Source organism: Vibrio sp. QJM3NY_21 (assembly GCF_057785975.1).
The window spans coordinates 3,130,666-3,144,789 of record NZ_CM173513.1 but is presented as its reverse complement, the minus strand read 5'-3'; the positions used below and the strand labels follow the sequence as shown (position 1 = coordinate 3,144,789).

Here is a 14,124-nt window from a genome sequence, read left to right as displayed (position 1 = left end):
TATGACCGCAGTACTCAAACCAAAAGATGAGAATGTTGTGTGGCATCAACACTCGATTGATAAAACATTTCGCTCTGATCTGAAATCACAAAAACCAGCCGTGCTCTGGTTCACGGGTTTATCTGGTTCTGGGAAGTCGACAGTCGCTGGAGCATTAGAAAACCGCTTGGCACAGCTTGGTTACCATACTTATTTATTGGATGGCGATAATGTGCGTCACGGATTATGTAGCGACTTGGGCTTCTCTGAGCAGGATCGCCGAGAGAATATCCGTCGTATTGGTGAACTAGCTAAGCTGATGGCAGATGCGGGCTTAATTGTGTTGTCTGCTTTTATTTCCCCACATCAAGCTGAAAGACAGTTAGTGCGAGACTTGCTACCTGAAGGCGAGTTTTTAGAGGTGTTTGTGAACACGCCACTTGAGGTTTGTGAGCAGCGTGATCCTAAAGGCCTGTATAAGAAAGCACGTGCTGGAGAGATCCCGAACTTCACTGGTATTAGTTCAGCTTACGAAGCGCCTCAGAACCCTGAGATTAATTTACCCGCAGGTGAGAAGACACTCGATGAATTGGTCGAGCTGTGTATTGATGCGTTAGAGAAGCGTAATATTTTAGCCAATTGAGATCGTTGGTATGATTAAGGCTGAGCACTTACTTATCTATTGATTTATGACTGATAAGTCGTGCAGCCTTGGTTTACCGAGACAAGAAACCTATCCTCTAGATTCTCTTTATTCCTCTCAATACACTTCACTTTTACACCGTCTATTTTTTGCACCGTCGAGTGTCTAGACGGTGTAATTTACGCTGCTTTTAACTTCTGTCTGAACCGTGAATTTCTGGCTCAATAGCGCAATCAGTTGGTCGTAATATTGCGTGTTTGGCTTGTTGCCAAGCAAGGTACAAAGCTCATTGCCTGTTGGGCTGAATCGAAAGTAAACCAGCTTCACGCCTTTTGATAACGGTGCCAGTGACATGCCCTTACCTTGATAAGTTAGGTGTAGAGCTGGGTCGAAATCAATCTCTCCAGATTCTAATTCTGTTCCTAGAATAATCCCGAGTTCAATCAAGTGGAGCAAACTAGAGTAGGGCAGGTTGTGTCCACCAAGGTTGATGGTGTTGGTGGTGTCCCTTTTGCCAAAGCTGAAGATTCCAGCATGGGATTTAAAGCCGAGTAATAGTTTCCTGCTGTTATCACTACCAAAGCTACAACCCAGTGACGCGGCTCTTTGCAGGGTGAGCGCTTCTTTTGGTGTCATGTCTTTTAAGATCTGAAGCGCCTTCATTGACGTCGAGCCTGGGTTGGTGACTTCTCGTTTCAGTACTTGAGCCCATAGCCTCTGCATCGATGTATTGTGGATCTCTTGTGCCATATCGAAGAAGCGGTATAGCCAGTCCTGATCAGGGTCTCCAGCCGCTTCATCCTTACATGAAGAGTGTGCCAACTTTAGAATTTGTTCTAGGTTCTTTTGGCGAAGCTCTCTACGTTTTTTCTCTCGTAATAGTGCCCGTTCGATAAGCGTACTCTCAGCTTTATCGTTTGGCCTTGTACTATGACTAATTAAGGAATCGAGGCCGAAGCTTTGTGCGATGTGCAGCATTCTGCTTGCACTGTCGGTAATATGAGGCTTTTTCTCATGCTTTTGCTGTGTATCGCTAGCATGCTCAATGATCACTGGCTGTTTAGTTTCTGACATAAGAGTACCGTTAGGAGACGACTTAACTGTCTAAAATGTAACTCTTTATCTTATTGGTGGCTAGATTTTGCGTGCAGAGTTGAAGGTTTCAACAAAATTTTACTTTTGCTAATGATAATAAAATGTTAAATTTGTTGTAATTCTCAAGGAGGAGTTATGAATCAAGTCAATGATAACAAGCTGAAGAAACAGCTTAGTATAGGGTTATTACTCGCTACTTATGTCGCTGTTCTAGCGTACTTATCTAATTACATCGCATAATTTAGAATAAAATAATCGTTATTAAACTGTTATTGAATGATCTCACTCGTTCAGTGACGGCAGCTCATCCTTGAGCCACCCTTCTAATGACTACATGTCGTCATATTCTTCAATCGCAGTACCTTCAATAAGATAACCGGTTTGCGCCAAGTCATGGCTTATTGACTCAGTTTTCAGCGTACCCACTAAATAGATCACATCCCATAACTGCTGGATTGGTGCACCTTTAGGGAACTTCACGTAGATGATTTGGTTTGGTGGTGGCGGTGGCACGTGAATACATGCGCCAAAGTACGGTACCAGCAGAAACTCAGTGATCATGTTCTCATCGCCTTCCAATGGAATCACAAAGCCAGGAATCTTGACTGTGCTGCCATTCAGCTCTGGGCGAACAGCGCCAAGTGTCGATTGTTGAGGTTTGTCCATACTGTCGTGGTTAACCATCGGCATGCCAAATGAGTCGAGTTGTGCTCGCTCTGATTCTGGAATCAAGTCAATCCAATCGAGTGTTAATACCGATTCGTCAGTCTGAGTGGTTTCAGCGTGAGCTGTGCTGATAAATGGGAACATAAGTAACCCAAGTATCAGTAGGAATTTGCGTTGCATCGTAGGTTCCTATTTTAGATTCGAATAGTCATGCCATCAGACAATGACTGACGGTAAGCCCTGAAAGCGGGAATAAAGCCGATAATGATTCCGGCAACTTGCACCAAAATAAGCAGTTTCCACTCATGAGGTGTGATTGCGGATATCGATATGTTGATACCATAACTTTGTTGCACAATAGGAGCAACTACTGCGATCAGGGCAAACAACACGGCAACACCCAATGTGATACCGAGGAAGGTTAGGGCACTTGCTTCACTGATCAGTAAACCAAACACATGACGAGGCCTTGCTCCCATCGCGCGCAGAATAGCCATCTCTCGACGTCTTTCTTGCAAGCTAGTGAGTAGACTACTCAGCATCCCTAACAGTCCCGCGATTACAACAAACCCTGAAACAATCAGTAGTGCTTGTTCTGCTACTGCCATCATTCCCCATAATTCGTGAAGCGCAATGCCTGGCATAATGGCGCTCAAAGGTTCTTGGCGGTAGTTATTGATCTCTCGTTGCAGTGCAAAGGTTTGGATCTTCGACTTAAGGCCAACCATCATCGCGGTAATCTGCTTCGGTTGGAAGTCACGTTGCTTTAGCGCTTCAGCATTCGGTGTGTGCCCGAGGTTAGCCCCCGATTCCCAACCAACGTGAATCGCTTCAATGGCCTCTAACGAAACATGCACCGTTTTATCTACTGGTGTGCCGGTTGGCGCGAGTATTCCGACAATGGTGAAGGGCAGGTTGTCGTGGCGACTGAAGGCGACATCACTGATACCGTGCGCCAGAATGATGTGATCACCAATCTTGTAATCTAACTTCTTCGCGACATCGGCACCAATCACGACATCAAATAGCTGATTGAACTCTTTGCCTTGCTGAAAAGTAAGTGGTTGCTTACTTCCATAGCGATAATTCTCGAAGTAGCTATGGTTCGTGCCCATTACGCGGAAGCCTTTATGTGAGTCACCCAATGAGATTGGGATCGCCCACTTTACAGCGTTGTGCTGGCTAAATTCTTCATAGCTTTTCCAGTCGATGTTGTTGGTCGCATTACCGATTCTAAATACGGAATAAAGCAGCAGGTTTACCTGACCAGAGCGGCCACCGACGATAAGGTCAGTACCTGAAATCGTATTCGCAAAGCTGCTCTTAGCTTCGGTTCTTACACGTTCCACACCGAGTAATAGAATGACTGACACCGCCACAGTGAGAATAGTTAGAATGGCTGTGGCTTTACGGTTGAGTACGCTTTTTAAGGCTAAGTGAGTAATTACTTTCATACGACAACCTTAGCTTGGTTAACGGTTTTTAAATCTATGGTTCGAGTGAACAGTTTTTCTAATGTTGGATCGTGACTAACAAAGATCAGGGTAGAACCCGCCTGATTCGCTTGTTCTAGCAACAGTTCGATAAAGGCTTCTCGGTTGTCATGATCCAGAGCCGATGTCGGTTCGTCGGCAATAATGATTTTGGGTTGGCCGATCAAAGCACGAGCGGCAGCAACACGTTGTTGTTGACCAATACTCAACTCGGTAACGGGCTTGTCCATTAGAGCTTGAGGTAGCTTTAATCTGAGCAACAACTCTTGAGCGGTTGCTTGCAGGCTGTTCTGACTTTCAGTGACTTGCTGCTTACGAATCTTAGAAAACTGACAAGGAAGCGTCACGTTGTCGATGACTGACAAGTAAGGAAGCAGGTTAAATTGTTGGAATATATAACCAATATGATCGGCTCTGAATTTGTCTCTCTGGCGAGGTGTTAGCTGAGTGAGGTCTTGGCCTAAGATAGATACTTCGCCTTGTTCAGCTTGGTTGATTCCGGTCAGTAACCCTAACAATGTTGATTTCCCGCAACCACTAGGCCCTTTGATGAAAAGGTGCTCTTGGGCTTGGATATGCAGTGAGGGGATCTCTAGCGTTGGGGGCAATTCAGGCTTCCAACGAAAGCTGATATTTTCGAGTTTGACGACAAGTGATGAACTGTCAGAAGACATATTAGCTCCAATAATTAAAGCGGTGTATCTACTGGACAGTTATTCGAATAATAAATTCCCAGAGCACACCGATTTGTACAGCCAAGTAAGTGAATACTTACTTGGCTGCTTATCTACGTTTAATTCAATCTAATACTGATTAGAATCGAAAACTAATACGATCTGCGTTAAGCACTTCTTGAATTTGAGCGCTGTCAGTTAGCAGGTTTACCGTCATTGATTTTGTGTTGCTGAACTTAGAGAACCATTGAGTGCTCACCGTATCTAGCTTCGCAATGTCTGAACATTGGTAGTGATACTCAACCGTGAATTCACCGTGGCCACCTTCTGAATGGTCATGGCCTTCGTGGTCATCATGACCGTGTTCCGCGTGGTCATGGTCTTTGTGGTCGTCATGATCGTGCTCAGCGTGGTCATGACCTTCGTGGTCGTCATGTTCGCCTTCAGCGTGGTCATGGCCTTCGTGGTCGTCATGATCGTGCTCAGCGTGGTCATGGCCTTCGTGGTCGTCATGTTCGCCTTCAGCGTGGTCATGGCCTTCATGGTCATCATGATCGTCTTCTAGGGTGTTCGTCACTGACTTGAACTTCAAAGTACAGCTTGCATTGTTGAAACCAAATAGTTCTTCTGGCTTGTTCAGTTGCGCGATAGCTTGTTCAAACACTTTCTTTTGCTCGGCAGTTTCTGGAGCATGTTCAAAGCCAACCACATCAGCGCCGGGAGCTGTTACTTCAACAAGCAGCTCTTGCCCATCTTGAGCGATGTTCACTTCAACTTTACCGTGCACGTGTGCTTCGTGAGAGCGGAATTCTTCGTTAGCTAGAACATTCGTTGAGACAGTCATGCCGATAACAACGGCTAAAATAGTAGGTTTCATGTTTTTTTCCTGGATAAAGGTTAGTTAAAAAGTAGTGGTAATTAAGCAATCTTTACAGGAGGTGAACGTGCTAAATAGGCAAAATACAGGCGCTGTAACGAAATGACTGACTCTGTGATAGCGACAGTAAATTCTGAATGGAACTCTGGAACTTGTGGCAGTGAGTGCCCTGTAATGAACTGATTTATCGAAAACAGCTCACAGTGATGCGAAGTGTGGTGATCGGGGTCAATATCCACCATATGTGTTGCCGCTAACACGCTTAACATGAGCATCAGCCCAAGCAAGAAGCCTGTTTTGCGTTTCACATTGTTAGGTGTGTTTTGCCACATGAGTATGATTAACCACAGAATTAAAAAAGGATACTGTTATAATATAACAATATCCTTTGGTCAGGTCTCGAAAAAGACGCGAATATCTTATTAAAGGCTCGCTTTAATCAACTCAATGACTTGAGTGACTTCTGATTCGTTTAATGCCCCTTCTTTAACAAACAAGATTTTACCTTGCTTGTCTTGAACGATAATCGCAGAGCTTTCTTCTTTTAAAGCCCATGATGACGCTACCGTGCCGTCTTCATCTAGCACCATAGAAGACCATGGAAATTCTTCTTTGCTACTTTCTGCTGACGATTTAACAAAAGACCCAGTACCCCAAATCGCATCATCTTGGTTGATGATGGTCGTGGTTTGGTAGCTGTCTTCTGAGAATTTAGATGCTGTAATGGCTGCCATCAGTGGTGCGTTGAGCTCTTTCGAGCTGCTACGGCCAGCAATAGCTTGAACGACGCGAACTTTACCTAGAAGATCATTGGTTGCCCAAGCTTGATATCCGGTATTTCCGTCGTTTAGTACGATTTCACCATAGTTGCTAACATCGACAGCAGGTAGAGTTGTACCTACAGATAGGTTGTGAGCATTGGCGAAGAGTGGAGAGGCTGCGGCTAAAAAAGCCAGTAGAGTTTTGTTTTTCATTATATTTTTGTTCCGCTTATTGGTTTGCTCTGGAAGTATAATATGAAATTTGAAAAATGCCTCTTTAACTTTTTTATCGTACGACGTAGAAATAAGTTGCAGGGTTGTTACCAAAAGGTATAATGCATCAATATCGAGATGAACAATAGATTATCTTGCTGTTTGCTAAAGGAATTAGCGATTGAATGTGCTTTGAATACGTTGGTGTTTAGGTACGTGACTGTAGTACTCAAATGGAATTGAGGTTGTATTATGTTAAGAAAATTTTCTACTTATCGTCCACACCAAGTGGCACGTTTCGTTAAAGTCCTATTCAAAGGCCAGTTTGCTATTGAGGGTATCGGAGAGTTTCGCTTCGACCAAGGCAAAGTGCTTCTTCCTGAAGTTTCAGACAAACAAAAGCTCACTATTTTTAAAGAAGTTAACGGCACCATTGCTGCGCTGCCGGTGTAACTGACTGTTATAGATTTGCATTGCGTCAAATAGATTTCCATTAAAAAAGGGCTTCCTAGCGGAAGCCCTTTTTTAATGGATGTTGTTCTCGTTTGTATGCCTAACACACATTATTGCGGAGGGAAGCAGACACCCGTACCACCCAACCCACAGTAACCGTTAGGATTTTTGGCTAGGTATTGTTGGTGGTAGGTTTCTGCGAAAAAATATTTTCCAGCAGGCAGAACTTCCGTCGTGATCTCGTTGCCTAATGATTCAGTGACCGCTCGTTGGTATTCCTGCTTAGATTGTTCAGCAACCAATTGTTGTTGCTCACTGAAGGTGTAGATAGCGGAGCGATATTGAGTGCCTAAATCATTACCTTGGCGCATACCTTGAGTGGGATCGTGACTTTCCCAGAAGGTTTCAAGCAACGTTGCTAATGAGGTTTGCTCGCTATCAAAAACAACACGAACCACTTCAGTATGGCCTGTTTGTCCTGAGCATACTTGTTCATAGGTTGGGTTTACTGTGTATCCACCTGCGTAGCCAACGGATGTGGAAATAACACCATCAAGTTGCCAAAACAAACGCTCAGCTCCCCAAAAGCATCCCATACCAAGTAGGACTTCTTGTTGGGAACCCATAGGAGCATCGAGCAAGTCCGTTTGATTGACAAAATGGCGCTCAGTGATTCGGATTGGGTCTGCATTTCCCGGTAATGCGGTTGCTGCGGAAACCAGTTGTTGTTTGTTTAGCATGTTATATTCCTTTTCGCATACGTTTACCGCTTAAGTTAACATTAGATCCAGGTTTATATTAACTGTAGGTTCATATTGATTAAGTCTTTAAATTAGACCGTGTTATTCCAAGATTTATTACAGACTCAATGTCTTTTTAGCGGTATTATTTCTTTTCATTTATTAACGTATTGATAACTTCTTCACCAATTAAGCATGATAAGAAAAACTTTACCAGTTCTGATTGGCACTCTATTGTCATCGACGCTCGCTTTCGCTGATGTTTCCCTTGAAATTAAAGGGCTTAATGGAGCGCTTGAGGATAATGTTGATGCTTATCTGAGTGCGATTCCTGAAGAAGAGTACTCGGTTTCATTAAGGTTCCAATCTCGCTTGGAGTCTATGATAAAAGAAGCCCTGAATGCGTTAGGTTACTACCACCCTAAGATCACATTTTCTCACTCCCAAGATGATACCGAAATGACCGTTACGGTTGAGCCGGGAGAGCCTGTTGTTATTTATACCTCAGATATCGTTCTGACTGGTGAAGCCAAAGATGATCCTGACTTTTTGGCTTTAATAGCTAGGAGTAAGCTGTCTAAAGGTTCGATTCTGAATCATGGCAATTATGATTCTTTGAAATCATCGATCCGCAACCTTGGATTAGCGAAAGGCTACTTCGATGGGGCGTATGATCTTAGCAAGCTAGAAGTCGCTCCTGAATTAAACCGCGCTTATGTCCGCCTTCATTATAACAGTGGCATCCGCTATCACTTTGGCACAACCACTGTGACGGGCAGTCAAATTGAAGATGACAAAGTGCAATCTCTCAAGCCGTTTGAAGATGGTGAACCTTACTCAATTACCAAAGTCGGCGAGTACAACCAAAACCTGTCCAATACGGATTGGTTCTCCTCGGTATTTGTTGAACCAGATTTAAGTCAGTTAGGCGAAGGCCGAGAAATCCCGATGAAGGTTAGCCTTGCTCCGCAAGCGCGTAACCAAATCGAAACAGGTATCGGTGTATCAACAGACTTGGGCGTGAAAGGCACTCTCAAATGGAAAAAACCTTGGGTTAACGAGAAAGGTCATAGCTTCAATAGTAGTTTGTCGATCTCCAAGCCCGAGCAGACGATTACCGCGGCTTATAAAATCCCATTGGATGACGTGCTTAATGACTACTATCAAATTAAGTACGGTATGAAGAACTTGGATAACCGAGATACCAAAAGTTTGGAGTCAAACCTCGCCTTAGAAAGGTACTGGCGCCTAGATAACGGCTGGCAACGCACGGTGTTCATTCGATACTTGGTCGAAAACTATGAACAAGGTTTACAAGATGACTTGGCACAGTTTGTTTTGCCGGGTTTCTCTTTCTCACGAACTCGAACGCGAGGTGGTTCGATGCCGATGTGGGGCGATAAACAAACCATTATGTTTGAAGCGGCCGATGATACCTTGTTATCCGAAACTAAGGTTGTTCGTTTTCAAGGCCAAACCGCTTGGATTCGAAGCATTGGCGATAACCACCGAGGCCTAACTCGGCTTCAATTTGGCGGTAACTTTGCCGACGAGTTTGAGAAGCTGTCTCCTTCCCTAAGATTCTTTGCCGGTGGTGATAACAGCATTCGTGGTTACGGTTATGAGTCGATCTCTCCTCGCGATAAAAGTGGTGCATTAACGGGTGCGAAATTCATGGCAACCAGCTCGTTTGAATACCAATACCGCTTGGTTGGAAACTGGTGGGGCGCAGCATTCTACGATATTGGTGATGCATTTAATGACAAACCAGAGTGGAAGCACGGCACCGGTGTTGGGGTGCGTTGGGCGTCCCCCGTTGGTCCAGTGAGTCTAGATTTTGCTTGGGGCCTAGATGCAGCAAAAGGTGATGAGTTCCAGTTACACTTTAGTTTAGGGCCAGAATTATGATCAAAGTGATGGGCAAGTGCTTGAAGTGGACGTCGATCTCATTGACGTCTATTTTGCTGTTGTTGATAGCCCTGCTCGGTTTTGTTTTGTTCACTAACCCGGGGTTGAACACTGTGCTGTGGGGCGCTGAAAAAGCATTACCACAACTTAAAGTGGAAAGTACTAAAGGGGCACTTTTCCCAAGCTTTACGCTTAATAATGTTCAGTTTAAAGATGACAGCCTGCATATCGACACCAAGGTTCAAAAGCTGAACTTGGCTATTAACCCTCGTTGTTTACTCGACCCTAAATTGTGTGTTGACCGCTTAGCGATTCAAGGGTTGGATTTCGCATTTACTGAATTACCACCAGCTTCTAAAGAAGAAGCAGAACCTACTCCGCCCGTGACATCGGTGAAAACACCACTACCAATAGTGATCAATCGAATCGCTTTATCTGATATCAAACTGAATATCTTGGGTCATGAAATTGAATGGGGTTTGTTCTCAACCGCTCTGAGCATGCAGGGTGAAACGCTGACGGTTTCGCCAACCTTGTTCAATGACCTAAAAATTAAGCTTGCTGAATCGACAGAAGAACCGCAAACAGAAATTGTAGAACCAGAGGCTGCCACTAAAACGGCTATCGAGTTACCTGAAGTCTTAATTCCTTTGCAGGTTGTACTTGAGCGTTTTGACCTAAACCGTTTCACCTTAGAACAAGAAGCGCCAATTATTGTCAACCACCTTGGCCTTGAAGCTACGGCGGGTAAGCACACGGTAGATGTTTCCACTCTAGAGCTTGATATGCCCCAAGCAAGTGCGAATTTAGCGACGAAGGTTGAGCTCAAGGGGGGATATCCTCTAGAACTTTCTTTGGATGCGTTAGTGAAAGAAACCGACCTTGCTGGTCAGAAATTATCACTAAAAGCACAAGGAAGCGTGGCTAAGCTGCACTTAGATTCTCAGTTTTCTGAGCTGATTGAGGTAAAGCTATCTGGGGATATTCAACCCTTAGAGCCTACTCTACCATTTGACCTTCTTTTAGAGGGCGGACAAGCGCAGTGGCCTCTTACCGGAAAAAGCGATTACCAAGCGACAATTGAGCAATTCAAAGCTAATGGCTCACTAGATGGTTTCAATGTTCTACTTAAAGGTGAGGCCGATGGTAAGGAAATCCCTGAGTTAGCCATCGATCTGCAGGGTAAAGGCACGACGGAACAGATTGAGTTCGAGCGTCTAAAGCTGAATACATTAGGTGGTGAGTTGAATGGTGTGGTCAAAGCTAACTGGAAGAGTCTCGTTAACTGGCAAGCTGATGTAACACTTAAAGACATTCAGCCGGGCCTGCAATGGCCAGAAGCCGAGGGTAACATTAGCGGAAGCATCGTCACCTCGGGTGAGTTGACGGAAGCGGGCGGTTGGGCGATTGAATTGCCTAAACTGGATATTGAAGGGATCTTGCGAGAGTACCCTCTGGATATCGAAGGTCAGTTGTCAGCGTCGGATCGCAGCGCGAGCGGTGAACCAAAGCTGAAAACCAGCGGTTTGAGCTTGGCTCATGGTGTTAACTCGATTAAGGCACAGGGGCAACTTGATAAGCAATGGGACATGGGCGTTGAGATCTTCTTCCCTGAGCTTGCAAAAAGTAGTCCTGAGCTGAAAGGTAGAGTGATCGGTAGCATCCAACTTAGCGGCCCAACGAAAGAGCCTGAAGTTGATCTCGCTTTAAATGTTGATAAGGTCGATTGGAATAACGAAGCAACACTAGAATCCTTGTCGCTTAATGGCTCTGTGATCCCTCTTCCATTACCTGAGGCTCAAGCCGATCTTGTACTCAAAGCTAAGAACTTAACCTATCAAGATCAAAGCGTGGAAAGCATTGATCTCACGGTCAGTGGTGGCGAGAAGAAACACACAGTGACACTTGATGTGATATCCGACATCGTGTCGACAAGTTTGGCCATCTCTGGTGAGTTGATTCAAAAGCCTTCTATTATTTGGGATGGGTCGTTAGACCGCGTCAAAATAACTACTCAGCAAGGCCCTTGGGTATTAGATCAACCTGTCGCGATAAAGGCGGATGTCGATAAACAGTTTGCCGATGTTCAAGCGCACTGTTGGAAACAATCTGGTTCGAGTGTGTGTTTGGACGAAGACGTTCGTGTCGGAAAATCGGGTGAGGCCAAGGTGGCCATCAATCAATTTGATTTCGAGCAGATTAAAGCCTTTGTGCCAAAAGAGACGCAATTACAGGGCTTAGTCAATGCGACTGCCCATGCTAAGTGGTCTGAACAAGGTGAGCCGGAGGTTACGGTAAGCGTTGATATGCCGAAAGGTCAGGTTGTTCAACAAGTTGGCGAGCCAATCACACTGGGTTGGGAAAGTATTGCATTGAATGCCCAGCTGAAAGATAACAAACTGGATGCCGATTTTAAGTTGGATGTGTCTGATAATGGTGACCTGTCTGGTACGGTGTCGTTACCGGATATTCTTGCCGAAGACAAAATGGTCGATGCCGCAATTAAGCTGACTACGTTCCACCTCGATTTCTTGCAACCAATCCTAGGTGAGTACAGCCTATTGAAAGCCGACCTTGAGAGTGATCTTCAAGTTAAAGGATCTTTGATGCACCCTCAAGTTTTTGGTCAGTTCTCGGTTGATGGTATTCAAGTCAAAGGCGACGTTACGCCTGTTGATGTGAAAGATGGCCGCATCGACCTCGATTTTGATGGTTATAGTGCAAAACTGGATGCGAATGTAGAAACGCCTGACGGTCATCTTGATATTGAGGGAACCGGGGATTGGCAAGATCTTAAAGCATGGCACTCTAACGTTAGAGTTTTTGCCGATGAGTTGATGGTTGATATCCCGCCGATGGTCAAGGTTAAGGTCGTACCTGATATGACTATTGATGTCACGCCCGAGCTGGCAAAAATTACGGGTGACATAGCACTACCATGGGGACGAATTGTGGTAGAAGACTTACCACCGTCAGCGGTTGGTGTGTCTTCCGATCAGGTTATATTGAACAAAGATCTTGAGCCTGAAAGTGAAGATACGATCCCATTCAATGTGATGACCAATATTAATATCTCCATTGGTGATGACTTTAAATTGTCTGCCTTCGGTCTTGAAGGCGACTTGGTTGGTAAGCTCAATGTAGCTCAAAAAGACCAAGGCCCATTCATCACTGGTGAAGTGAATATCGTCGATGGTACTTACCAATCATTCGGGCAAGACCTCTTGATCGAAGAGGGTAAAATTCTAATGAATGGTCCACCGGATCAGCCATATGTAGCCATCAACGCGATTCGTAATCCTGACAATACTCAGGACGATGTGACCGCCGGCATTCGAGTGACGGGCCCAGCGACTGAGCCGACCATCGAGATTTACTCTGATCCAGCGATGCCGCAAGCCAATGCGCTGTCTTATATTTTGCGTGGCCAAGATATTGATGGCGAGTCGAGCGGTTCGATGACAACAACCTTGATCGGTTTGAGTTTGGCGAAGAGTGGTAAGGTTGTTGGCGAAATCGGTGAAGCCTTTGGTGTACAAGATTTACAACTGGATACAGCAGGCTCTGGGGATGACTCACAAGTAACGGTAAGTGGCTACATTCTGCCTGGTTTACAGGTGAAGTATGGTGTGGGTATCTTTAACTCGTTAGGCGAGTTTACCGTTCGTTATCGATTGATGCAGGATCTCTACGTTGAGGCTGTATCGGGTCTAGACAGTGCTGTGGATCTTCTCTATCAGTTTGAATTCGAGTAACACTTTAAGCGGTGATTGATTAGCGGATGACGAATGCTAGGGAGTGAGCATGCAGCACCTCGTTTTTGTTTATGGAACATTGAGAAAAGACCAATCGAACCACCACTATTTAAAACCGTGTGAGTGTTTAGGAAGGTTTGACACACCTGAGGAATACGCACTTTTTGATTTAGTTGCGTATCCGGCGATGATTTTCGGAAAGAAAAGTGTCGCTGGCGAGGTCTATATCATTAACGACGAAATTTTGGAGTCGCTCGATCGGCTAGAAGATGTTCCTGTTGAGTATCGTCGCGAGCAAATAGAGACTATATTTGGATTAGCATGGGTATATTTGTATCAGCTTGATCTAACAGCTAATAAAGAAATACTTTCGGGTGACTGGTGTAAGCGGAATAACCCGCTCTAGTGAGTGAACTAATGAAAGCATTCTGACGTAATAGCTAACAGTCTCAATGTACAGGCTAGTCTTTTTTCCATCAGGAGGAAATCATGAAATATCTATTATTGGTGCTATCAGTAATGTTATTCGGTTGTGCGCAAATTCCACCACCAACATCATCGAATGCTACTGATTGGCAGAGCTTTGGCGAAGAAATGGCGATGAAAGGCAAAACGAAGCAGACTGAAGCAAGCTTGGCTGAAGCTGCGTCTTCACCATCAATTGATGCCGATTTGTATGCCGCTTATGGGCAAGGTTATGAAGTCGGAAAAACTCAGTATTGTTCTCAAAACCCAAGAGCGTTAGGGCGTCGAGGTGAGACTTACCTTGGGATTTGCGATGACGTTGATAAATGGTTCCGTTTCAACTTTGAACGGGGGGCTGAATCGAAGTATCAGGTTCGATAAACCGGTAAACAATCACTTAGT

General features: G+C 44.8%; 14 protein-coding genes. 6 read left to right on the top strand and 8 right to left on the bottom strand.

What is annotated here, in order from left to right:
* The first annotated feature begins 1 nt into the window (after position 1).
* The gene (gene cysC / locus AC3CID_RS13990; RefSeq protein WP_019825496.1) at positions 2–622 is read left to right on the top strand and encodes an adenylyl-sulfate kinase; all 621 of its coding nucleotides are present in this window, start codon (positions 2–4) and stop codon (positions 620–622) included.
* 165 nt (positions 623–787) lie between these two features.
* On the opposite strand, the gene AC3CID_RS13985 is transcribed toward cysC, so the two are convergent.
* From AC3CID_RS13985 to AC3CID_RS13955, 7 genes are all read right to left on the bottom strand, one after another.
* On the bottom strand, positions 788–1,696 hold the full coding sequence (locus tag AC3CID_RS13985; RefSeq protein ID WP_488526684.1) for a TIGR03899 family protein: 909 nt from the start codon (positions 1,694–1,696) through the stop codon (positions 788–790).
* A gap of 351 nt (positions 1,697–2,047) precedes the next feature.
* On the bottom strand, positions 2,048–2,563 hold the full coding sequence (locus AC3CID_RS13980) for a DUF3299 domain-containing protein (protein WP_004735277.1): 516 nt from the start codon (positions 2,561–2,563) through the stop codon (positions 2,048–2,050).
* 14 nt (positions 2,564–2,577) lie between these two features.
* Positions 2,578–3,837 carry an ABC transporter permease gene (locus AC3CID_RS13975; RefSeq protein ID WP_054548270.1) on the bottom strand — a complete coding sequence of 420 codons (1,260 nt, stop codon included), beginning with the start codon at positions 3,835–3,837 and terminating at the stop codon, positions 2,578–2,580.
* A complete protein-coding gene (locus AC3CID_RS13970; protein WP_019824198.1) occupies positions 3,834–4,550 on the bottom strand; it encodes an ABC transporter ATP-binding protein in 717 nt (238 codons plus the stop codon). The genes AC3CID_RS13975 and AC3CID_RS13970 overlap by 4 nt, the downstream gene beginning before the upstream one ends.
* Positions 4,551–4,689: 139 nt before the next feature.
* A complete protein-coding gene (zrgA, locus tag AC3CID_RS13965) occupies positions 4,690–5,427 on the bottom strand; it encodes a zinc uptake protein ZrgA (RefSeq protein WP_488526683.1) in 738 nt (245 codons plus the stop codon).
* A gap of 41 nt (positions 5,428–5,468) precedes the next feature.
* Positions 5,469–5,759, bottom strand: a complete 291-nt coding sequence (locus AC3CID_RS13960) for a DUF2607 family protein (RefSeq protein ID WP_488526682.1) — start codon at positions 5,757–5,759, stop codon at positions 5,469–5,471.
* 90 nt (positions 5,760–5,849) lie between these two features.
* Positions 5,850–6,401 carry a YtfJ family protein gene (locus AC3CID_RS13955; RefSeq protein ID WP_017078800.1) on the bottom strand — a complete coding sequence of 184 codons (552 nt, stop codon included), beginning with the start codon at positions 6,399–6,401 and terminating at the stop codon, positions 5,850–5,852.
* Between the two features lie 252 nt (positions 6,402–6,653).
* Here AC3CID_RS13955 and AC3CID_RS13950 point away from each other — a divergent pair, with 252 nt between their 5' ends.
* On the top strand, positions 6,654–6,854 hold the full coding sequence (locus tag AC3CID_RS13950; protein ID WP_004735283.1) for a DUF1107 family protein: 201 nt from the start codon (positions 6,654–6,656) through the stop codon (positions 6,852–6,854).
* Positions 6,855–6,964: 110 nt separating this feature from the next.
* Here the strand turns inward: AC3CID_RS13950 and msrA are convergent, their stop codons facing one another.
* Positions 6,965–7,594, bottom strand: coding sequence for a peptide-methionine (S)-S-oxide reductase MsrA (msrA, locus tag AC3CID_RS13945; RefSeq protein WP_488526681.1), 630 nt, complete (start codon positions 7,592–7,594; stop codon positions 6,965–6,967).
* 195 nt (positions 7,595–7,789) lie between these two features.
* On the opposite strand from msrA, the gene tamA reads away from it, so the two are divergent.
* The 4 genes from tamA (at position 7,790) to AC3CID_RS13925 (ending at position 14,103) form a co-directional block, all read left to right on the top strand.
* The gene (gene tamA / locus AC3CID_RS13940; RefSeq protein ID WP_146456674.1) at positions 7,790–9,502 is read left to right on the top strand and encodes an autotransporter assembly complex protein TamA; all 1,713 of its coding nucleotides are present in this window, start codon (positions 7,790–7,792) and stop codon (positions 9,500–9,502) included.
* The gene (gene tamB, locus AC3CID_RS13935; RefSeq protein ID WP_488526680.1) at positions 9,499–13,257 is read left to right on the top strand and encodes an autotransporter assembly complex protein TamB; all 3,759 of its coding nucleotides are present in this window, start codon (positions 9,499–9,501) and stop codon (positions 13,255–13,257) included. Before tamA ends, tamB begins: the two co-directional genes overlap by 4 nt.
* 49 nt (positions 13,258–13,306) lie before the next feature.
* Positions 13,307–13,663 (top strand): gamma-glutamylcyclotransferase family protein, encoded by a 357-nt coding sequence (locus AC3CID_RS13930; protein WP_146456670.1) that lies wholly within the window; start codon positions 13,307–13,309, stop codon positions 13,661–13,663.
* Between the two features lie 83 nt (positions 13,664–13,746).
* Entirely contained in the window at positions 13,747–14,103 is a 357-nt protein-coding gene (locus tag AC3CID_RS13925) for a DUF2799 domain-containing protein (RefSeq protein WP_146456668.1), read from the top strand.
* Positions 14,104–14,124: the final 21 nt, after the last annotated feature.